The organism is Achromobacter sp. GW823-FHT04E03, assembly GCF_058796095.1.
This window is the reverse complement of sequence record NZ_JBXAIJ010000001.1, coordinates 1034780-1054632: the sequence shown is the minus strand read 5'-3', so window position 1 is coordinate 1054632 and position 19853 is coordinate 1034780. Positions and strand designations below refer to the sequence as shown.

The window sequence follows — 19853 nt, the reverse complement described above, 5'->3', positions numbered from 1 at the left end:
CGCGCCCGAACGCACGCAAATGGAGCGTCGCAAGGACCACGTTCTCTATTTTTTTGTCGCTATGGGGGGCCTGGCTGCACATTGCCGCTTTCGCGGCAAACGCGACAACGTAGAAGTCCGCGGCGGGCCGAGATCAACTTTCTCGAAAAGGTTGCCCACGCCAGCGGCGGATAGTCCTGAGCTAGGCTATTTCTGCCTTTGCACTGCGCTTTCTGCGCAATTCGACCACCTGCGCCGCGCCAACGGCCCGAGCGCGCAACTGCCCACAGCCCCCATCCACATCCTGCCCGGCGCTATTCCTGACCTTCGTCAGCACGCCACGGCTTTGCAGATTACGGACGATCTCGCGGATGCGTTCGGTATCGGGGCGCTGGTAATCATCCCCTTCGAGACTATTGAAGGGAATGACGTTGAGCACCCCATACTTGCCCTTCAGCAGACGCACGACCGCATCGAGCTCGTCGTCGCCGTCGTTGATGCCCTTGAGCAGCGTCCACTGATACTGGATCGGATAATCGGTGTCGCGAGCGTATTTCTCGCCCAGTTCTATCAGTTCCTCAGGCGCAATTTTCGGTGCGCGTGGCAGAAGGTGCACACGCAGATCGGCCTTGGTTGTGTGCAGCGACAACGCCAGCGCGGGCTTGACGCGTTGCTGCGGCAGGGCCTCGAATACGCGCAAGTCGCCCACGGTGGAGAACACCAGATTCTTGTGGCCGATATTGCCTTCGGTGCCGAGCAGGTCGATGGCTTCGAGCACGTTCTCGAGGTTATGCGCCGGTTCACCCATGCCCATGAAGACGACTTTCTTCACCGCGCGCTGACGCCGTGCCAGCACGACCTGGGCGAGGATTTCCATGCTCGTGACCTGGCGGATCAGGCCGCTCTTGCCGGTCATACAGAAGCGGCAGCCGACCGCGCAGCCGACCTGGGTGGAGACGCAGAGCCCGTCGCGCGGCAGCAGTACGCTTTCCACCATTTGCCCGTCGGCGAGTTCGACCAGCAAGCGCGAGCCGTCGTTGCCGGCGTGTTCGGAGCGGACGCGGGCAAGGGCGTCCAGTTCCGCCGTCAAGGCGGGGACGGCGTCGCGTAGCGCAAGAGGCAGGAAGTGTTCGGCGCTCCGACGTCGCGTGCCGGTGTCGAGCGCTTGCCCTTGCAGCCAGACGCGCAGGAGCCGGCCGCGATGGACGGGCAAGGCGCCAAGAGCGGCGAGGCGTTGGTCGAAGTCGGAATAGCGCATGGGGGGGCGGATTTTACCTTGCGCCCGGAAAATGGAGAAAGGACGCTTACCTTGAGCTTGGACAGTTATGGCTGTGTCTCACCCTAGGCGATAAAAGAGCTGAAGCAGTGCCGTGAGTATCCCTATGCTGGCATGGAGATATTTGACTGACAGCAATGGGTCGAGAAAGGTCATTCGGATCCGGCGGCTCTCGGCCAGAAGCCGACAGTCATCAGGGTCCCCGAGCAGCACAGTGCCGCAACGCGAGATGAGCGCGGGGCAAGCCTATACACATTTGTTACCTTTCAAGTCCATTGAGCAAACTTGCATCTTCAATGGACTCCTACAGCCAGGGTTCTTTAGACGCCGAGGCTGCCCTGCGTCATTCCGATGCTCGCCCCGGCGGGGCTGCGCTTCGGATGACTCCGGGGTCCTCGGCTGGCAGTCGCCTAATGCATTGGCTTTGGATGCCGTTCATGGGCAGATGCCGTGAGCCGGTGTCCGGGCGGAGGGATCCGAAGCGCAGCCCCACCGGGGCGAGCATCGGAATCCCGCAGTCCGGGCGCCGGCGGCTCAAGAACCCTACCTTGAATAAAGGTGTCAGACTACAAATACGCTAGCCAGATGCTGCAAAATTGTAGTCTGACACCTTTTTTTCAGCGACAAGATTGCAAGACCAGAGATGTGCATTAGCTCGGTTAAGCTGATTTGGCGTGTCACGAGGGAGATGTGTTGTGCTGTACGCAAGACATCATCGACATACAACTTGAGAAGAAAGGATCATGACCCAGCCGCATTCAACACGCCCACCCGCTTACGCACTGAAGATGCTGTATGCATCTGCGATAAAGCTTCTCTTTACGTTGGGCCTTGCAACTCTATGGACTGGCTCCCAAGCTGCAAGTTTTGATTGCAACAAGGCCGTGAGCGCTACGGAAAGGTTGATCTGTAGCGATGCCGAGACATCCGCGCTGGATGGAAAATTGCATGGGGCCTATGAAACAGCACTAGCCGCAACCGATGCCTATGGCAAGAAAGAGTTGGCGAAAGAACAGCGCAACTGGATTAAATACGCTCGTGATATTTGTCAAGACAGCGCCTGCCTGCAGCAAACATACATAACCCGCATCGCCATGCTGGCTCGTAATGAGGAACATATTGCCAATGGCGAGGTGTACTCGGACTGCAAGCTGCCGGGCAACCAAACCGTTAGTGGCGAGTGCGTTAATGTAGTGTCGATTCGTGATCCCAACTCCCGTGTTGAATCGTTCAACCAATCGTTGTCGTATCAGAAGCAAAACGGCCGAATCATCGGTTGTAGCCGGCTGATTGACCTACCGGTTGGCGTCGCCGGGAGTAATCACAGTTTTGGCGGCTCCTGCGTATTGCAGGAAGGTACGCAGCGCAAGAACGTGAGGATCTGCAACGACGATATGTTCGGGCATTTCCAAGTAGAGCCGTCCACGCCACAGGATGCCTCAGACAAGCGCCTGGTCGACTTTACTTACGCGCAATGCTATGGCGGTTGATGGTAAGCGCCCGGGCCTATCCGTGATTTAGTGTGCGAGGCATATCATGAGGACTAAAGATCATGGATATGCCGATGAAGAAGAGGCGCACAGCGGCGGATCCGGCGGCTCTCGGCCAGAAGCCTCCTACAGCCAGGGTTCTTTAGCCGCCGAGGCTGCCCTGCGTCATTCCGATGCTCGCCCCGGCGGGGCTGCGCTTCGGATGACTCCGGGGTCCTCGGCTGGCAGTCGCCTGATGCATTGGCTTTGGATACCGTTCATGGGCAGATGCCGTGAGCCGGTGTCCGGGCGGAGGGATCCGAAGCGCAGCCCCACCGGGGCGAGCATCGGAATCCCGCAGGCCGGGCGCCGGCGACTCAAGAACCCTGCCTCACAAAACTGAAGCGTTAGGGCTTCGAGAAAAGGTGTCAGCCTACAGTTCGCTACCTAAGAGCTGATCAAGAAAGACCACGGGAACGCAAGAGGTCGCGGGGGCGATCATCCGATAATCGGAGTGGAATCCGATCACCCCCCCGTCGCAAGTGTTCAGGCGCTCAGAAAGCGCAAGACTTCGGCCCAATCGTTGGTCGACAGGGCGACGTCCTCGTAGTCGCCAGCTTCCTCGTCGTAGCGCGAAACGCAGAAGCGCTGGCTTCTGCCGGATTCGCGGTCGGCGTAGTTGGCGTAGTCGACATACACTTTCAGGCTGCGCTCCTCGTTCTCGAATGAGGGAGCGGCATCGATGTAGCTCGACGTATCGAAATACCCTTCGGGCAGGGGCGGCAGGGTGGCTATGTCGAAGTCGGGAAATTCGCGGCGTAGTCGTTCAAGGTTCATAAGGAAAGCAAGTAGAGGCTGGAGACCTGACATTTTACGTTGCTCAGTGTCAGTCGCCACGATGGCTCCCGAAATCGAGTTTGGAAATGACGTTTACGACCGTCTGGACAGAAGCCGTTCCACGAAAGTCTCGAACATGACAGGCAGAACTCTCAATCAATCAGAGCTCGACTTCTTCCATAGCGAAGGGTACTTGCGATTGAGCGGCGCACATTCCAAGCGCTGTCTTACGCCGCTTCGGGAGCGCATTCTGCGAGAGCTATCGCGGCTCAAGGTCTGGGCCGGCGGAAAAAGTCTGGGCAGTTCGCTGAACAATTTGGCGCCGTTTCAGCAGATCGCAAAGCTATCCTCGATGGTGAAGATTGCGGATCTGGATGAAACGTTGAATACGGCGGAAATTCGCAACGCAATCGCTGGCCTGACCGGCAGAGCCCCGCAATCCGGCCAAGGCACGCAGCCCTTGCTGTCTTTGCCTCATCAGGGGCCATGGTCTCTGCGCAGCCTGAACTGGCACGTTGACCTGGCTGCGAAATCCGGCGCCGAGGTCCCCGGCATCCAGGTGTTCTATCTGATCGACGACGTTATTGAGCACGGGGGCGCGACTTTGGCGCTGGCCCGTTCTCATCGCGTGGCGGGTGTAGCGGCTGGGACGCTTCGTGGATCGTTGAAAACGCCGGGTGATCTCGAAGCTGTGCTCAGCGCATCCGACACCAAGATCATCGAGATGTCGGGACGGGCTGGCGATGTGTTTTTGATGGACATGCGCGTGCTGCACACCCCATCCGTCAATTCGTCCAGCCGTATCAGGATGATGGCCACGACTCGTTTCAGTCTGCGCGCAAGCGGATAGGAGCGGGGTCTGCCGGGGGTTGCGGACTCCACCGCTAGTCTTTCGCGCCAGCCAGACTTGCGATCAACCGCAGCGAATCGCAGTCATGACGTCCTTGTCATCCACGATCAAATTCAAGCGCGTGGCGTTGTACTCCATCGTGACCAGTTGGCCCGGGCGCAGCATGCGTGCGGTGGCGCTTCCGCTGCGGGTACGCAGGTCTTCCATGACGGAAGCAGTCGCTTTCTGGCCGATCTGGGATTGCAGGGCTGCGGCGTCGCAGGTCTTGCCGCCGCCCATGGACGACCCGCCGTATGAAGACCCGCCATAGCTGGTCCCCGCATCAGCGGAAGACGAGGTGCCGGAGGAGCTGGAGGCCGCCGGCGAGCTGGATGAGCGCGGGGCGCCGGTGTTGGCGCACGCGGTCAGGCTGGCGACCAGCAGGAAAGGGATCAGCTTTCGGATCATGTAACGCTCCTTACAACAACACGTCTGAAAAAAGCCATGATAGACCAGCGCGGGCGCGCTGTGACCTGGGCCGGGCAGGGCCGCTAGCGGCATTCGTGAGCGCGGCTTCGATGATCCAAATTTTGCATTGACACTAAAGTTTCATGAGAATATATTTCTGAAACCATAGTTTCATAGGCGGGATCATCATGACTTCGGTGTTGCAGGAGCGCATCCTCGCGCTGCAGGACAGCTTCACGGACAGCGAGCAGCGGTTGGCTAGCGTGACCCTGGAGTGCCTGGGCAATATCGCGGCCTATTCGGGCGCCGAGCTGGCGCAGAAGGCGGGCGTGTCCAAGGCGACGGCGGGGCGGTTTTTCCGGCGTCTGGGGTACGAGAACTTCAACGAAGTGCGGGCGCAGGCGCGCGATGAGGCCGACCGTGGGTCGCCGCTGTACGAGATGGCGGGCGTGCGTCCGCCGGACGCGACGGGGGATGCGCTGGCGGAGCATCTGGCCACCGATTTGCAGAACCTGGCGCAGACCTTCGAGCGCCTGGACAGCCGCGACGTGGAGCGGGCCATCGAACTGTTTGCCGGCGCTCGCCGTATCTGCATTGCGGGCTTTCGCAATGGACGGGTGCTGGCGCAGTACGCCTGGGCCTTGCTGACGCAGTTGCGCGACGGTGTTGCGCTGGTGCCGGGCGCGGGTTTGAACCTGGCGGAAGATCTGGCTGATCTGGGGCCTGACGACGTGTTGCTGGTGATGGATTTCCGGCGTCGCGTCACGCTGCTCAAGCCCATCGTCGAACATGCGAACCGGGTGGGCGCGAAGGTCGTGGTGCTGACCGATCCCACCGCCACCGAATTGCCTGCGCGCTCGGACCTGGTGTTGCGATGCGTGAACAGCGGCGCGGCCGTGTTCGATTCCTATGTCGCGGCCACCAGCGTCATCAATCATTTGTGCTCGGCCCTGGCCCGGAAACTCGGGGCGGCCGCGCGCGAACGTCTGCAGAACATAGAACGCCTGCACGAACACTACGGCGACTTGCATCGCTGATTTCCAAGAGGAGACTGACTTGAACCATCCCATTCCGAACGTCCGGCTGCAGTACGCGCCCAATCCGGCCTTCGAACCCGCCGCGCCTTACGGCCAACGGCAGCTGGACGTGCTGGGCGGTAAGGCCTACGCGCAGGCCGACGCGCAGATCCGCCGCTGGCCGGGCTATCAGCCCACGCCGCTGCGCGACCTGTCGGGCCTGGCGCGCGCCGTAGGCGTGGCGGGCATCCGGTACAAGGACGAGGGCGGCCGCTTTGGGCTGGGCAGCTTCAAGGCCTTGGGCGGCGCCTATGCCGTCAGCCGCCAACTGCTGCGCGAATTGGCGGCCAAGCTGGGGCGTGACGATCTGTCGGTCGAGGATTTGCTGTCCGGCCGCTATCGGGAGCTGACGCAGGCCATGACGGTGACCTGCGCGACGGACGGTAACCACGGCCGGTCGGTGGCCTGGGGCGCGCAACGCTTCGGTTGCCAGTGCGTGATCTACATCCACGCGACGGTCAGCGAAGGGCGCAAGCGGGCGATCGAGCAATACGGCGCGCAGGTCGTGCGCACGCCGGGGAACTACGACGACTCGGTGCGCCAGGCGGCGCAAGACGCGGCGTGGCTTGGGCGCTATGTGGTCTCGGATACTTCTTATCCCGGCTATATGGAGGTGCCCAAGGACGTGATGCAGGGATACGCCGTGATGGCCGACGAGGCACTGCGCCAGCTGCGCGAGGCGGGCGATGGCGAGTTGCCGACGCACGTGTTCCTGCAAGGCGGTGTGGGCGGGCTGGCGGCCGCGGTGTGCGCGCATTTCTGGGAGCAGCTGGGCGAGCGCCGTCCGCGTTTCATCGTGGTGGAGCCGGACAAGGCGGCCTGCCTGTACGAGAGCGCCCGCGCCGGCAAGCCGGTGGCGGTGCACGGCGATCTGGATACCGTGATGGCCGGGCTGGCCTGCGGTGAAGTATCGCTGCTGGCGTGGGAGGTGCTGCATCCCGGCGCGCAGGCTTTCCTGACGGTTGACGACGAGGCGGCGCTGGAAACGGTGCGTTTGCTGGCAAGCGGCACGTATGGCGATGCGCCCATCGTCGCCGGCGAGTCGGCCGTGGCGGGACTGACCGGCTGCCTGGCGGCGCTGGCCGATCCGGCGGTACGCGATGCGCTGGGCCTGGACGCTGGCAGCCGTGTGCTGGTGTTCGGCAGCGAAGGGGCGACCGACCCGGAACTGTATCAACGCATCGTCGGCAAGAGCGCTGCCGAGGTCGAAGCCGAGGCCGTGGCATGACTGGCGCCGCGCTTGAGGCAGGCCGGCAGGCCGTGCGGGTCGACGGCGCCCGGCTGTTGCGCCGCATTGCGGACCTGGCGCAGGTCGGCGCCATCGAGGGCGGCGGCGTTTGCCGCCTGGCGCTGACGGACGCTGACCGGCAGGGACGCGATCTGGTGGTGCGGTGGATGCGCGAACTGGGCCTGGCCGTGACGGTGGACGGCATCGGCAATGTGGTGGGCCTGCGGGCCGGGCGCAAGGCCGGTCCGCCCGTGATGACGGGGTCGCACATCGACACGGTGCGCACCGGCGGCCGCTATGACGGCAACCTGGGGGTGCTGGCCGGGCTGGAAGTGGTCGCGGCCTTGAACGACGCAGGCGTGGTCACTGAAAGACCGATAGCGGTGGCGTTCTTCACCAACGAGGAAGGCGCGCGCTTTGCGCCCGACATGATGGGCAGCCTGGTGTTCCAGGGTGACCTGGCGCTGGAGGACGCGCTGGCCACGGTCGGCATAGACGGCACCACGGTGGGCGAGAACCTGGCCCGCATCGGCTATGCCGGGACGGCCCCGGTAGGCAATAACCAGGTGCACGCCTTTGTCGAACTGCACGTGGAACAGGGACCGGTGCTGGAGCACGAGGGCTACACCATCGGCGCGGTGACGGGCGTGCAGGGCATCCACTGGATCGAGTTCACCGTGCGCGGCGTGTCCAACCATGCCGGCACCACGCCGATGGAGTTGCGCCATGACGCCGGCATCGTGGCGGCGCGCATCGCGTGCTTTGCCCGGGATCTGACCGTCGAGTTGGGGACGGGCCAGTTGGCGACCGTGGGGCAGGTGAATCTGTTTCCCAACCTGATCAATGTCATTCCCAACCGCGCGACCTTCACGCTGGACCTGCGCAACACCGACGGCGCGGCCTTGCAGGTGGCGATTGCGCGCTGCATGGCGTACGCGGCGCAGGCTGCGGCGGCTGAGGGGGTGGAACTGAGCCATCGGGTGCTGGCCGATTTCGCGCCGGTGGCGTTCGACGAGGCCATCGTCGGCCGGGTCGAGGACATCGCGCGCAGCCGCGGGCACCGGGTGCGGCGGCTGCCCAGCGGCGCCGGACACGATGCCCAGATGCTGGCGCGCATGTGCCCCACGGGCATGGTGTTCGTGCCCAGCGTGGGCGGGCTGTCGCACAACGTCGCTGAATTCACGCAGGACCAGGATATCGAGGCGGGCGCCGGCGTGTTGCTGGAACTGATGCTCGAACTCGCAGAACAATGAAACCGTAGGAGACTGAACATGTCACGCATCATCAATGTCGCGGCCGCGCAGCTGGGGCCGATCCAGCGCAGCGACTCGCGTCGCGACGTCGTCGAGCGCCTGCTCGCGCATCTGCGCCAGGCCCATGCCATGGGTTGCCAACTGGTGGTTTTTCCGGAGCTGGCGCTGACGACTTTCTTCCCGCGCTGGTACATGGAAGATCCGGCCGAGATCGACGCGTTCTATGAAAGCGAGATGCCGGGTCCGCAGACCCGGGTACTGTTCGAGACCGCGCGCAAGCTGGGCATAGGCTTTTACCTGGGTTATGCGGAGCTGGCGGTGGAGCAGGGCGTCAAGCGCCGCTTCAACACGTCTATCCTGGTGAACCAGAACGGCGACATCATCGGCAAGTACCGCAAGGTGCATTTGCCCGGACATGCCGAACACGAGCCGTGGCGCGCTTTCCAGCATCTGGAGAAGCACTATTTCGAGCCCGGCGAATCGTTCGATGTCTGGCGCGGCTTTGGCGGCGTGATGGGCATGGCCTTGTGCAACGACCGCCGCTGGTCCGAGACCTATCGGGTCATGGGCTTGCAAGGCGCGGAAATGATCCTGCTCGGCTACAACACGCCGGTGCACAACCCGCCGGCGCCCGAGCATGACGACCTGTCCATGTTCCACAACCATCTGGTGATGCAGGCGGGCGCCTATCAGAACGGCACCTGGGTGGTGGGCGTGGCCAAGGCCGGCAAGGAAGAGGGCTGCGAGATGATCGGCGGCAGCTGCATCATCGCGCCGTCGGGCGAGATCGTTGCCGCCTGCTCGACCAAGGGCGATGAGCTGGCGATCGCGCGCTGCGACCTGGACCTGTGCCTGTCCTACAAGAGCACGACTTTCAATTTCGACCGCCACCGGCGTCCCGAGGCTTACGGCCTGATCACGGAACGCAGAGGCGCGGTGGAACCTGCGCCGGAGGTGGCGGTAACCGCCTGACCTGCGGCGCGGCCAGCGCGGACTGTCGATAGACCGTCCGCATAACCGGCCCGGACGTTCCCTTCCCATAAAAAACAGCATGCGGGCGCCCCGAGCGCCTGCAGGGGAGCGTTCGGCCTAAAAAATACAGACCCCAAGGTGAAAATATGGACCAGTCAGTCGAGAGCATTGCGGCGCCTCCGGTTGCCGCAGACAAGGATCCCCTGGCGGCGCGGGATGATGCGCTGTATCGGAAGGTGGCGTGGCGGCTGCTGCCGTTCTTGATGGTGTGCTACATCGCGGCGTTCCTGGACCGGGTGAACGTCGGCTTTGCCAAACTGCAGATGCTGGATGACCTGAAATTCAGCGAAACGGTGTACGGCCTGGGCGCGGGCATTTTCTTCATCGGCTATTTCCTGTTCGAGGTGCCGAGCAATGTGCTGATGCACCGCATCGGCGCGAAGAAGACCCTGGCGCGCATCATGATCCTGTGGGGCATCATCTCGGCCGCCATGGCCCTGACGCAGACGCCGACGCAGTTCTACATCCTGCGCTTCCTGCTGGGGGCGGCCGAGGCCGGGTTCTATCCCGGGATCATCCTGTACCTGACCTATTGGTTTCCCTCGAACCGGCGCGGCCAGATCGTGGCGGTGTTCATGACGGCGGTGCCGTTCGCGGGCATCCTGGGCGGGCCGCTGTCGGGCTGGGTGATGGAGGCTTTCCATGACACGCACGGCATGGCCGGCTGGCAGTGGATGTTCATCATCGAGGCCATCCCTTCGGTGCTGCTGGGCCTGGCGGTGTTCTGGTACCTGGATGACCGCATCGACGACGCGCGCTGGCTGTCGCCTTCGGAGAAGTCGCGGCTGGGCCAGAACCTGCAGAGCGAGAAGACCGCCAAGACCGAACACGTGTCCATGCTGACCTTGCTCAAGGACCGGCGCGTCGTGCATATGGCGCTGATCTGCTATTGCACGGTATCCAGCCTGTCGGGCCTGGCGTTCTGGATTCCGTCGGTGATCCGTTCGACCGGCGTGGTGTCGCTGCTGGACATCGGCCTGCTGACGGCGGTGCCGAACGTCTGCGCGGTGATCTCGATGGTGCTGGTGTGCCGCCATTCGGATGCAGTGCGCGAGCGCCGCTGGCACATGATCGTGCCGTTTCTGGTGGGCGGGACGGGCTTGGCGCTGAGCACGCTGTTCAGCCATAACCCGATGCTGGCCGTGGCCATGCTGTCGGTGGCGGCCGCCGGCTGCATGGTGTGCTCGCCCTTGTTCTGGAGCCTGCCGACGGCGTTCCTGGAAGGCAAGAGCGCCGCGGCGGGCATCGCCGGGATCAATTCCTTCGCCGGCTTGGCGGCCTTTGTCAGCCCCTATGCGATCGGCTGGATCAAGGATCTGACCGGCTCGACGGATTGGGGCATGTACTTCCTGGCCAGCTTCACGCTGATCGGGGCGGTGCTGGTGTACCGCGTGCCGAAGAGCCTGGTCAACCGGTAGGCGGCTTCTCTACATCGGCGGGCGCGCCGCGCCCGCCACTTTCAGACAGGAATGATGATGACTCTGGACGTAGTTGCGTTGACCCAGGCGATGGTGCGCATTCCCAGCCTTTCCGGCAAGGAAGGCGAGATGGCGGCGCTGATGGCCGCGACGATGCGCGAGGCGGGGTTCAGTTCGGTGACGACCGATGGCAATGGCTCGGTGCTGGGGCTGATCGGCCCCGAGGATGCGGACGTGGCCTTGTTGTTCGACGGGCACATGGACGTGGTGCCGGTGGCGGGCGACTGGCGCTTCGATCCGTTCGGCGCCGAAATCCGGGATGGGCGGCTGTATGGGCGCGGCAGTACCGACATGAAGGGCGGCATTGCCGCGGCGATTTGCGGCGTGGCGGAGGCGGCGCGGGATGGCTTGAAGCACCGCGTGGCGGTGTCGGCCAGCGTGCTGGAGGAAGTCATCGAAGGGCATGCGCTGGCCTCGGTGCTGGACATTTGCACGCCGCAGGCCGTGGTCATCTGCGAGCCGTCAAAATTGCAGATCAAGGCCGGCCAGAAGGGGCGGGTGGAACTGCTGCTGACCTTCCACGGCAAGCCGGCGCACGCGGCGACGCCGCACATCGGTATCAATCCCCTGCACGCGGCGGCCCGGGCGCTGGCCGCGCTGGAGAGCCTGCCGCTGCCGTACGACGAGGTGCTGGGCCAGGCGTTGCTGGTGCCGACGGACATCGTGTCGCATCCCTATCCGTCGATCTCCATGATTCCGATCTCGACGACGATACGCTTTGACCGGCGCACCGTCTCGGGCGAACGCCTGGAGGACGTGCTGGCGCAGATCCGCGGGCATCTGGCGGCCCACGGCCTCTCCGACTTCACCCTGCAGGTCAGCGAGGATCAAGTAGCGACCTATACCGGCCAGCATGCCACGCCGCCGCGGTGGTTGCCAGGTTGGCGCTGCGATGCGCAAGCCGGCTTGTTACAGGCTGCGCGCGCGGCGGTCAGCGCCAGCGGCCGGGACCCGGTGGTGGGCAGTTGGGCGTTCTGCACCAACGGCTCGGAATCGGCCGGACGCCGCGGCATTCCGACGATAGGGCTGGGGCCGGGCAACGAAGAGGACGCCCACACGATCGACGAATCCATCGCGCTGGAGCAGCTGGAAGGCGCGCGCGATATCTACCGGAATCTGGTGCGCGCCGTCTGCGGCTAAGGTGTTTGCATGCCGGGCAGGCGGGCCAGCCGGTCATTCAGGAAGTCGATCAGCAGCCGCGCCCGCAACGACTGGTAGCGGCGCGACGGATAGATGAGGAAGGCCTCTTGCGGCGTGGCGCTCCATTTGGGCAGCACGCGCAGCAGTTCGCCGCTGGCGATCAGGTCCTGCACCAGCCACGCGGGGCATAGTCCGATGCCGGCGCCCATGGCCAGGCTCTCGCGGATGGCCAGGGCGTTGTTGACGCGAAAGCGCCCCTGGGTCTGGACGGTGGCTAGGGTCGCGCCCTGGTGCAGTTCCAGGGTGTCGCCGGCAGCCAGCCAGGCAAAGCGCACGTATTCGTGCGCGGCCAGATCGCGGGGCGCGCGGGGCTTGCCGCGCTGCGCCAGGTAGGAGGGGGCGGCCACCAGGTAGCGCGGCGATAAGGCTGTCTTGCGGGCGATGGCGTTGGGCGGCAGATTGCCGCCCAGCCGCAGCGCCACGTCCACGCCTTCTTCCACCAGGTCCACGAACCGGTCGTTCAGGATCAGTTCGACCTGGATGTCGGGGTATTCGTCCAGGAATTCGCGCACCAGCGCGTTCAGGCGGAACTGGCCCAGCGCCACGGGCGCGTTGATGCGCAGGAAGCCGGCGGGCTTTTCGGTCTGGCCGCGGGCGTCGGCGACGGCTTCGGAGTATTCCTCCAGCACCCGCGTGGCGCGTTCGTAGAAGCGCTTGCCTTGTTCGGTGGGCACGACGCGGGTGGTGCTGCGTTCCAGCAGCCGCACGTTCAGGTCCTTTTCCAGCGCGGCGACGATCTTGCTCAGGGCGGGCTGGCTTAGGGCCTGTTCGCGGGCGACGGCGGACAAGGTGCCCAGCTCCACGGCGCGGACAAAGGCCCGCATTGCGCGCAGGGTGTCCAAGGTCATTCCTTTTTGGAAGAAGAGGTATGCAGTTTAGGGTTCTACCGGTGGAATTGGGAAGAACCTATCGTGACGTCACTTTCTCTTTTTCTGGAGTCGTCATGAATCGCTTCAATGCTTTTTCCCTGGTTTCGGCCGCTACCCTGTCCGCGGGCCTTGCGGTCCTGGGGCCGTCCGTGGCCGCCGCCGCGCAGCCGCCTGTTCAGTCGGATGTCGCGCGTTCCAGCTGGGTCAGCTCCTGGTTCGCCAGTCCGCAACCGCTGTGGGAGGATTCCTTCGTGCTGCCCACGGAAATGCCGGCCGAATTGCGCGGCCAGACTCTGCGCCAGACCCTGATGCTCAGCGTGGGCGGACCGCGCTTGCGGGTGGTGTTGTCCAACCGCTATGGGACTCAGCCCCTGGAGATTGGGGCGGCCAGCGTGGCGCTGGCCTCGGGCCAGTCCAGGATCCGTCCGGCGTCCAGTCGCGGGCTGGCCTTTGGCGGTCGGCCAAGCGTGACGGTGGCGCCGGGGGCGCAGGTGGTCAGCGATCCGGTGGACCTGCCGGTATCCGCGCTGGCCGAACTGGCCGTCAGCCTTTACTTCCCGCAGGCAACGCCGGTGACGACCTTCCATTGGGGCGCGCAGCAGACCGGCGCCCTGGTCCAGGGCAATGCCACGGCGGCGGCGGAGCTGCCTGAGGCGCAGGCGCTGCAAGGCCGGGCGTTCCTGGCGGGGATCTGGGTGGAAAGCCCGAAGCGCGTGCCGGTGGTGGTGGCCTTTGGGGATTCCCTGACCGATGGCAACGGCTCGACGCCGGGCGCCAACCGCCGCTGGCCGGACTTCCTGGCGCGCCGCCTGGCGCCGCAGGGCGTGGGCGTGGCGAACGCGGGCATTTCGGGCGCGCGGGTCTGGGGCGACAAGATGGGGGTGAACGCGATGGCCCGGTTTGACGCCGACGTGCTGTCGCAGCCGGGCGTGCGCACGGTGGTGGTGATGCTGGGCATCAATGACATCGGCTGGCCGGACAGCGGCTTCGCGCCGGACGACGCGCCCATGACGGCGGCCAGATTGACCGAGGGCTACCGGCTATTGGCGGAGGCGGCCCGCCTGCGCGGCGTGCGCATCGTCGGCGGCACCATTGCGCCGTATGAAGGCTCTTTGCACGGCACGCCGCTGTCGGGCCACTACAACCCGGCCAAGGACGCGGTGCGGCGGGAGGTGAACCGCTGGATCCGCGAAAGCGGCGTGTTCGACGCGGTGGTGGATTTTGACGCGGTGCTGCGCGATCCGGCGCATCCGGCGCGGCTGCTGCCCGCGTATGACTCGGGCGATAGCCTGCATCCCAACGATGCCGGCTACCAGGCCATGGCGCAGGCATTGGACATGGCCACGCTGTTCGGCGATTGAACCGCGGCCGCAGCGGTCAGTGGAAATTCCGGCTCTGGGTGTTCAACCCGCCCAGCAGGTCGGACAGATCCACCAGCCGCTGCGCGATCAGGTGGCGCACGCCGTCCACGCTTTGCCAGGATCCGTAGACGCCCAGCAGCGAGGCCCCCAGCAATTCGCGGCGTTGGCGTTCTATGAGTTCCGGACGCACGACCACGTTGACGGGGCCGGTCTCGTCTTCCAGCGTGACGAAGATCACGCCCTTGGAGGTTTGGGGACGCTGGCGCACGGTGACGATGCCGCAGGCGCGCGCCACGCGCTTGTCGGGGTAGCTGTTCAGCACCGAGGCGGGCTGGAAGTTGCGCGCCGCGAGCTGGGGGCGCAGCAAGGCCACCGGGTGGCTGCGCAGCGTCAGGCCCACGCTGCGGTAGTCGGCCGCCACGGCCTGGCCCTCGGACGGGGCGGACAGCTGTGGCGCCTGGGTTTCCTGGATGGCGGCGTCGCGCAGCAGGTCGCGGCTCTGCACGCTGGCGGCGGCTTCCCAGCTGGCCTGGCGGCGATGGCCGGCCAGCGTGCGCAGGGCGTCGCCAGCGGCCAGCGCGTTGAGGTCATGGCGGGTGAGCGCGGCGCGGCGGGCCAGGTCGCCGGTGTCGGCAAAGGGCGCGGCGGCGCGCGCGTCCTCGATGCGCCGGGCGGCGTCTTCGCGCATGCCCTGGATCAGGCTCAGTCCCAGCCTGACGGCGGGGCGGGTGCCGTCGGCGGCGGGCGCGTGCGGATGGGCGGTCCGGCGGGCGCCAGGATGACCGTCGGGCAGGGTCTCCAGGGCCGAATCCCAGCCGCTGACCGTGACGTCCGCTGGCAGCACGCAGACGCCGTGGCGGCGGGCGTCCTGCACCAGTTGCGCGGGGGCGTAGAAGCCCATGGGCTGGGAGTTGAGCAGGGCGGCCAGGAAGGCTTCGGGCTCGTGCCGCTTGAGCCAAGAACTGGCATAGGCCAGCAGGGCGAAGCTGGCGGCGTGGCTTTCGGGGAAGCCGTATTCGCCGAAGCCTTCGATCTGGCGGAACAAGGCCTCGGCGAAATCCAGTTTGTAGCCATGGGCCAGCAGGCCGCCGACCAGTTTGGTCCGATACTTGTCCACGCCGCCCTTGCGCTTCCAGGCCGCCATGGAGCGGCGCAACTGGTCGGATTCGCCGGGCGTGAAGCCGGCGGCCACGACGGCGATCTGCATGACCTGTTCCTGGAAGATGGGCACGCCCATGGTGCGGCTGAGCACGCCGCGCACTTTTTCGCTGGGATAGGTTTCGGGTTCCTTGCCCTGGCGGCGGCGCAGGTAGGGATGGACCATGCCGCCCTGGATCGGGCCTGGGCGCACGATGGCCACCTGCACCACCAAGTCGTAGTATTCGCGCGGACGCAGCCGCGGCAGCATGGTCATCTGGGCGCGGGATTCGATCTGGAACACGCCTATGGTGTCGGCGTCGCAGATCATGTCGTAGGTGGGCGTGTCGCTGGCGGGGATGTCCTGCAGCCGCAAGGGTTGGCCGCGGCGCTGGCCAGCCAGCTCCAGCGTGCGGCGCAGGGCCGACAGCATGCCCAGCGCCAGCACGTCCACTTTCAGCAGGCCCAGCGCATCCAGGTCGTCCTTGTCCCATTGCACGACGCTGCGGTCTGCCATGGCGGCGTTTTCGATGGGCACCAGACGCGACAGCTTGCCGCGTGAAATCACGAAGCCGCCGGGGTGCTGCGACAGGTGGCGCGGAAAGCCCATCAGGGTCTGCGCCAGCGCCGCCCACTGGCGCGCCACCTGCGATTCCGGGTCCAGTCCGCAGGCGCCCAGGGTGCGCAGCATTTCCTTCTTGCCGTCCCACCATTGGTGGGCGCGCGCCACGGCGTCGATGACGCCTGCGTCCACGCCCAGCGCGCAACCGGTATCGCGCAGCACGCTGCGCGGCCGGTAGGAAATGACCACGGCGGTGAGCGCGGCGCGTTCGCGGCCGTACTTGCGGTAGATGTACTGGATGACTTCTTCGCGGCGCTGGTGCTCGAAGTCCACGTCGATGTCGGGCGGCTCGTTGCGCTCCTTGCTGATGAAGCGTTCGAACAGGTTGTTGCCGCGCACCGGATCCACTTCGGTGATGCCCAGGCAGTAGCAGACCGCGGAGTTGGCGGCGGACCCGCGGCCCTGGCACAGGATGCCCTCGCCGCGGGCGTACTGGACGATGTCGTAGACGGTGAGGAAATAGGCTTCGTAGTGCAGGTCCGTGATCAGGGCCAGCTCTTTTTCGATCTGCGCGGTGACGCTGTCCGGCGTGCCTGAAGGAAAGCGGCGGGCGGCCCCGGCCAGGGTTTCCTGGCGCAGATAGGTGGCCGGCGTGTGGCCACGCGGAATGATTTCGTCCGGGTATTCGTAGCGCAGCTCGTCCAATGAGAAGGCGCAGCGGCGGGCCACGGCCAGCGTCTGGGCCAGCGCTTGCGGCGGGTACAGGTTGGCCAGGCGCATGCGCGTACGCAGGTGCTGTTCGGCGTTGCCGGACAGTTCATAGCCGCATTGCGATACCGGTTGGCGAGTGCGGATGCCGGTCAGCGTGTCGTGCAGCGGCTTGCGCGAACGCAGATGCATCTGCACCTGGCCCAGCGCCACGATGGGCAGGTCCGCGGCCTGCGCGGCGTGCTCGACCGCGGCGCGGTGCAGGTCGTCGCGCGAGCGGTGCAGCAAGGTCAGCCCCACCCAGGCGCGGTGGGGGAAGACGCGTGCCAGCCAGCGCGCCTGCTCGGCCATGCGGTCGGCGTCGGTGCCGTAGGCGGGGCTCAGGATGGCCAGGCATTCGGGCAGGTGGCGCAGGTGGGCGTGGCCGCTGGGAGGATGGGTAAGGTCTTCGGGCGCCAGCTGGTATTCGCCCTTGGGCGCGCGGGTGCGGGCCAGGGTGATCAGTTCGGACAGGTTGCCGTAGCCCTCGCGCGTCTGCGCCAGCAGGGTCAGGCCTAGTGGCGCGGCGTCGGGCGCGGCGCGCAGCTGGAAGGTGGCGCCGATGATGAGTGGCAGCTTGCGGGCCTTGGCCTCCACGTGGGCGCGGACCACGCCCGCCAGCGAACATTCATCGGTGATGGCGAGCGCGGCGTAGCCCAGTTCGGCGGCGCGTTCGACCAGTTCCTCGGGGTGCGAAGCGCCCTGCAGGAACGAGAAGTTGGACTGGCATTGCAGCTCGGCGTAGCCGGGCAACTGCGCCAGGATGCCGGGGGTGTCGTCGTCGTCCATGCGCATGGCGTTTCAGGCGTAGAGCCCATGCAGGAACCAGCGGGCGTGCTCGTCGTCGCGCTCGCGGTAGATCCAGTAGCGCGCGGCGGCGGCGTCCTCGGCGACGAAGTAGTCGCGCACGGTCAAGGCCGGATCCCACCAGCCGCTTTCGATGCGTTCGGGGCCGCGCATCAGGCGCAGCGCCTGGCCGCCGTATTGCGGCCGGTGGCCGGACAGCTTCAAGGGCAGCGGCGGGTCCAGCAGCCAGAAGGGGCGGTCCAGCAGGGCGGGCAGGGGCGCGGGGCGTTGGGGCGGCGACAGCGCGTCGCCCCAGGCGTTGGCGGCCTCGGGGCGGTGGTCGGGTACCGGGTGGGCGTGGCGCACCTGGTCGCGGCCCAGCCGCGCCACCAGCAGGTCCAGCAGCCGGGCATGGTCGGCAGGCGTGCCGCCGGGCTCGGGGAACAGGGTGGTGCTGGCGGCGGGCTGCTCGACCGTGTCGGGCGCCAGCAGCGCCACGGCGATCACGGGCGCTTCCAGCGTGAAGCGCGCCAGCTTTTCCCGCAGCAGGTGGAGGATCTGCGGCGCCTGCCAGACCGGCTGGGCCAGGGCCAGTTCCAGTTCGGTGGGCGGCCGGGCGTGGCGGCCGCGTTCGTGTTCCATGCTGAGCACCACGCGGCGTACCGCCAGTTGCCGGGCGCTGAGCCAGCCGCCCAGCTGTTCGGCCAGGCGGCGCGCCACCGCCAGCACCGCGTCGGTGTGCTCGACGTAGTCGGTGAGTTCGATGCGGCGCGAGAACTGGTGTGGCGGTTCGACCCAGCGGTGGAGCTCGGGCGCCAGGCCGTAGGCGGCGTCCAGGGCCTGCAGCAGTTCGGGGGCGCTGCGCCGCTGAAGCCCCGCGCGCGGCAGGGCGCGCAGGTCCGCCAGGGTATGGCAGCCGATGTCGTCGAGCCAGTCGCGGCGGGCCTGCGCCTGCGGCAGCAGGGCTAGCGGCAGGGCGTCCAGCCGCCGGGTCAGCGTGGGCAGCGTGAGGGTACGGCGGGGCGCGCGCCGGCCGGGGCTGCGCGCCAGCAGCCAGGCGCCGGCGGCGGTCGGCGCCATGCCTAGCGACACGCGCAGGTCCAGGGCGCGCAAGGTGGCGGCGACCCGCCGGTGCAGCGCCTTGGGGCCGCGGAAGAGCATCAGGCTGGCGCTCACGTTCAGGAGCAGCGTGTCGCCGTCGGCCAGGGCGATTTCGGGCGTGTATTGCAGCAGCGCCAGCGCCGCGCCCTGCAAGGCTTCGGACTCGGCCTGGGCATCGCGGGGCAGCAGCTCGACCTCGGGAGCGATGGCGGCCGCGCCCGCGCGGCGCATGCCCGGCTTGACGCCGGCGCGGCGGGCGGCGGGCGTCAGGGCGGCGACGCGTTCCTGTTCCAGGACCGCGAACGCCTGCCCCTCAAGCGGCCAGTGCGGGCGCAGTGCGTCCAGCGGCAGGCAGCGCAGGAAGGCGGCGATCCAGAGGCGCATGGCGGGGAGAAACAGGAATGGTGGCGCCGGTGTCCAGGCCCACGTACAGCGGCGTGTCGCAGGCGGGCCCGCGGCGCTTCAGGATATGGACGGACAGGCCGCCCGCGGCCGGCGCCAGCGCCAGCCGCAAGGGCGCGGGCGTGGCGTTCTGCGCCGCGCTGCTGGGGCGCACCGCGATGAACAGCAGGTCGCTGGCCTGGGCGGCCAGGTGCAGGCGGCGCAGGGATTCGGGGCGCACATGAGGCAGCCAGCAGATCAGGGCGCCGCAACTGCCGTTCTTCAGGATCTGTTCGGCGGCCCAGAGCGCGTCCACGGGTTTTTCCGGCGCCACCCAGAGCAATTGACGGGGATCCAGCCGCCAGCTCATCCAGCTGGCGATGTGGGGCGCGTGCGGCGGCTGCACCAGCGCAATGGCGCGGCGCGTTTCCAGTTGGGCCAGCGCCGGACGCAGCAGGCGGATTTCGCCGATGCCGGGGTGCGGGACCAGCAATTCGTTCAGGGAACCCAGCGGCCAGCCGCCGTCTGGCAGCTCGGCCGAAAGCGCGGCATGCCCGGTGGGCAGGGTGCGGGCGGCGCCTTGAGCCAACTGGGTGGCGCGCCACAACGCGGGATGGATACGTTCTGGGGACTGCATGGCAAATCGGTTGTCGGGAGATAGGAACCCGGTGGAAGTGGCCGATGAGCCATTATAACTGTATATATGTACAGTATTTAAAGGGGGCGGAGCATGCCGCGAACTAAAAGAAAACCCACCCGTACACCTTTCGATGCAGAGGGGTGG

Annotated in this window: 16 protein-coding genes; 9 read left to right on the top strand and 7 right to left on the bottom strand. The window is 66.2% G+C overall.

The genetic code is table 11. From position 1 onward, the window contains the following. Window positions 1–181: 181 nt before the first annotated feature. A complete protein-coding gene (locus tag AC1RHV_RS04880) occupies window positions 182–1237 on the bottom strand; it encodes an RNA methyltransferase (protein WP_310535906.1) in 1056 nt (351 codons plus the stop codon). 761 nt (window positions 1238–1998) lie between these two features. On the opposite strand from AC1RHV_RS04880, the gene AC1RHV_RS04875 reads away from it, so the two are divergent. Beyond that, window positions 1999–2745, top strand: coding sequence for a lysozyme inhibitor LprI family protein (locus AC1RHV_RS04875; RefSeq protein ID WP_225596780.1), 747 nt, complete (start codon window positions 1999–2001; stop codon window positions 2743–2745). 525 nt (window positions 2746–3270) lie between these two features. On the opposite strand, the gene AC1RHV_RS04870 is transcribed toward AC1RHV_RS04875, so the two are convergent. Continuing rightward, on the bottom strand, window positions 3271–3561 hold the full coding sequence (locus tag AC1RHV_RS04870) for a hypothetical protein (RefSeq protein WP_054453796.1): 291 nt from the start codon (window positions 3559–3561) through the stop codon (window positions 3271–3273). A 136-nt stretch (window positions 3562–3697) separates the two neighbouring features. On the opposite strand from AC1RHV_RS04870, the gene AC1RHV_RS04865 reads away from it, so the two are divergent. Beyond that, window positions 3698–4411, top strand: coding sequence for a phytanoyl-CoA dioxygenase family protein (locus AC1RHV_RS04865; RefSeq protein WP_492299890.1), 714 nt, complete (start codon window positions 3698–3700; stop codon window positions 4409–4411). A gap of 63 nt (window positions 4412–4474) precedes the next feature. On the opposite strand, the gene AC1RHV_RS04860 is transcribed toward AC1RHV_RS04865, so the two are convergent. Next, window positions 4475–4858, bottom strand: coding sequence for an I78 family peptidase inhibitor (locus tag AC1RHV_RS04860; RefSeq protein WP_054453798.1), 384 nt, complete (start codon window positions 4856–4858; stop codon window positions 4475–4477). Between the two features lie 188 nt (window positions 4859–5046). On the opposite strand from AC1RHV_RS04860, the gene AC1RHV_RS04855 reads away from it, so the two are divergent. From AC1RHV_RS04855 to AC1RHV_RS04830, 6 genes are all read left to right on the top strand, one after another. Continuing rightward, the gene (locus AC1RHV_RS04855; protein ID WP_082400960.1) at window positions 5047–5895 is read left to right on the top strand and encodes a MurR/RpiR family transcriptional regulator; all 849 of its coding nucleotides are present in this window, start codon (window positions 5047–5049) and stop codon (window positions 5893–5895) included. 19 nt (window positions 5896–5914) lie between these two features. Then, window positions 5915–7162 carry a diaminopropionate ammonia-lyase gene (locus tag AC1RHV_RS04850; protein WP_492299887.1) on the top strand — a complete coding sequence of 416 codons (1248 nt, stop codon included), beginning with the start codon at window positions 5915–5917 and terminating at the stop codon, window positions 7160–7162. Next, complete coding sequence (locus tag AC1RHV_RS04845) at window positions 7159–8415, top strand: M20 family metallo-hydrolase (protein ID WP_492299885.1); 1257 nt, start codon at window positions 7159–7161, stop codon at window positions 8413–8415. Before AC1RHV_RS04850 ends, AC1RHV_RS04845 begins: the two co-directional genes overlap by 4 nt. Before the next feature lie 18 nt (window positions 8416–8433). After that, complete coding sequence (locus AC1RHV_RS04840) at window positions 8434–9387, top strand: N-carbamoyl-D-amino-acid hydrolase (protein ID WP_054453804.1); 954 nt, start codon at window positions 8434–8436, stop codon at window positions 9385–9387. 146 nt (window positions 9388–9533) lie between these two features. Next, complete coding sequence (locus AC1RHV_RS04835; RefSeq protein ID WP_175164120.1) at window positions 9534–10865, top strand: MFS transporter; 1332 nt, start codon at window positions 9534–9536, stop codon at window positions 10863–10865. A 57-nt stretch (window positions 10866–10922) separates the two neighbouring features. After that, window positions 10923–12065, top strand: a complete 1143-nt coding sequence (locus AC1RHV_RS04830) for a YgeY family selenium metabolism-linked hydrolase (RefSeq protein ID WP_492299882.1) — start codon at window positions 10923–10925, stop codon at window positions 12063–12065. Here AC1RHV_RS04830 and AC1RHV_RS04825 read toward each other — a convergent pair. Next, complete coding sequence (locus tag AC1RHV_RS04825) at window positions 12062–12967, bottom strand: LysR family transcriptional regulator (protein ID WP_175213483.1); 906 nt, start codon at window positions 12965–12967, stop codon at window positions 12062–12064. The genes AC1RHV_RS04830 and AC1RHV_RS04825 overlap by 4 nt on opposite strands. 101 nt (window positions 12968–13068) lie before the next feature. On the opposite strand from AC1RHV_RS04825, the gene AC1RHV_RS04820 reads away from it, so the two are divergent. After that, on the top strand, window positions 13069–14355 hold the full coding sequence (locus AC1RHV_RS04820; protein ID WP_492299879.1) for an SGNH/GDSL hydrolase family protein: 1287 nt from the start codon (window positions 13069–13071) through the stop codon (window positions 14353–14355). Window positions 14356–14371: 16 nt separating this feature from the next. Here AC1RHV_RS04820 and AC1RHV_RS04815 read toward each other — a convergent pair whose 3' ends face one another. From AC1RHV_RS04815 to imuA, 3 genes are read right to left on the bottom strand one after another with little or no spacing between them, the layout of a single operon-like run. After that, window positions 14372–17596 (bottom strand): error-prone DNA polymerase, encoded by a 3225-nt coding sequence (locus tag AC1RHV_RS04815; protein ID WP_492299877.1) that lies wholly within the window; start codon window positions 17594–17596, stop codon window positions 14372–14374. Between the two features lie 6 nt (window positions 17597–17602). Beyond that, window positions 17603–19072 carry a Y-family DNA polymerase gene (locus AC1RHV_RS04810; protein ID WP_175213480.1) on the bottom strand — a complete coding sequence of 490 codons (1470 nt, stop codon included), beginning with the start codon at window positions 19070–19072 and terminating at the stop codon, window positions 17603–17605. Next, on the bottom strand, window positions 19002–19706 hold the full coding sequence (gene imuA / locus AC1RHV_RS04805) for a translesion DNA synthesis-associated protein ImuA (RefSeq protein ID WP_054453813.1): 705 nt from the start codon (window positions 19704–19706) through the stop codon (window positions 19002–19004). Before imuA ends, AC1RHV_RS04810 begins: the two co-directional genes overlap by 71 nt. Window positions 19707–19853 lie beyond the last annotated feature (147 nt).

What these genes read in the sequence shown, in the direction of transcription:
- AC1RHV_RS04880 (WP_310535906.1), bottom strand. Translation starts at nt 1,237, where the DNA reads ATGCGCTATTCCGACTTCGACCAACGCCTCGCCGCTCTTGGCGCCTTG.
- AC1RHV_RS04875 (WP_225596780.1), top strand. Translation starts at nt 1,999, where the DNA reads ATGACCCAGCCGCATTCAACACGCCCACCCGCTTACGCACTGAAGATG.
- AC1RHV_RS04870 (WP_054453796.1), bottom strand. Translation starts at nt 3,561, where the DNA reads ATGAACCTTGAACGACTACGCCGCGAATTTCCCGACTTCGACATAGCC.
- AC1RHV_RS04865 (WP_492299890.1), top strand. Translation starts at nt 3,698, where the DNA reads ATGACAGGCAGAACTCTCAATCAATCAGAGCTCGACTTCTTCCATAGC.
- AC1RHV_RS04860 (WP_054453798.1), bottom strand. Translation starts at nt 4,858, where the DNA reads ATGATCCGAAAGCTGATCCCTTTCCTGCTGGTCGCCAGCCTGACCGCG.
- AC1RHV_RS04855 (WP_082400960.1), top strand. Translation starts at nt 5,047, where the DNA reads ATGACTTCGGTGTTGCAGGAGCGCATCCTCGCGCTGCAGGACAGCTTC.
- AC1RHV_RS04845 (WP_492299885.1), top strand. Translation starts at nt 7,159, where the DNA reads ATGACTGGCGCCGCGCTTGAGGCAGGCCGGCAGGCCGTGCGGGTCGAC.
- AC1RHV_RS04840 (WP_054453804.1), top strand. Translation starts at nt 8,434, where the DNA reads ATGTCACGCATCATCAATGTCGCGGCCGCGCAGCTGGGGCCGATCCAG.
- AC1RHV_RS04835 (WP_175164120.1), top strand. Translation starts at nt 9,534, where the DNA reads ATGGACCAGTCAGTCGAGAGCATTGCGGCGCCTCCGGTTGCCGCAGAC.
- AC1RHV_RS04830 (WP_492299882.1), top strand. Translation starts at nt 10,923, where the DNA reads ATGACTCTGGACGTAGTTGCGTTGACCCAGGCGATGGTGCGCATTCCC.
- AC1RHV_RS04820 (WP_492299879.1), top strand. Translation starts at nt 13,069, where the DNA reads ATGAATCGCTTCAATGCTTTTTCCCTGGTTTCGGCCGCTACCCTGTCC.
- AC1RHV_RS04815 (WP_492299877.1), bottom strand. Translation starts at nt 17,596, where the DNA reads ATGCGCATGGACGACGACGACACCCCCGGCATCCTGGCGCAGTTGCCC.
- AC1RHV_RS04810 (WP_175213480.1), bottom strand. Translation starts at nt 19,072, where the DNA reads ATGCGCCTCTGGATCGCCGCCTTCCTGCGCTGCCTGCCGCTGGACGCA.
- imuA (WP_054453813.1), bottom strand. Translation starts at nt 19,706, where the DNA reads ATGCAGTCCCCAGAACGTATCCATCCCGCGTTGTGGCGCGCCACCCAG.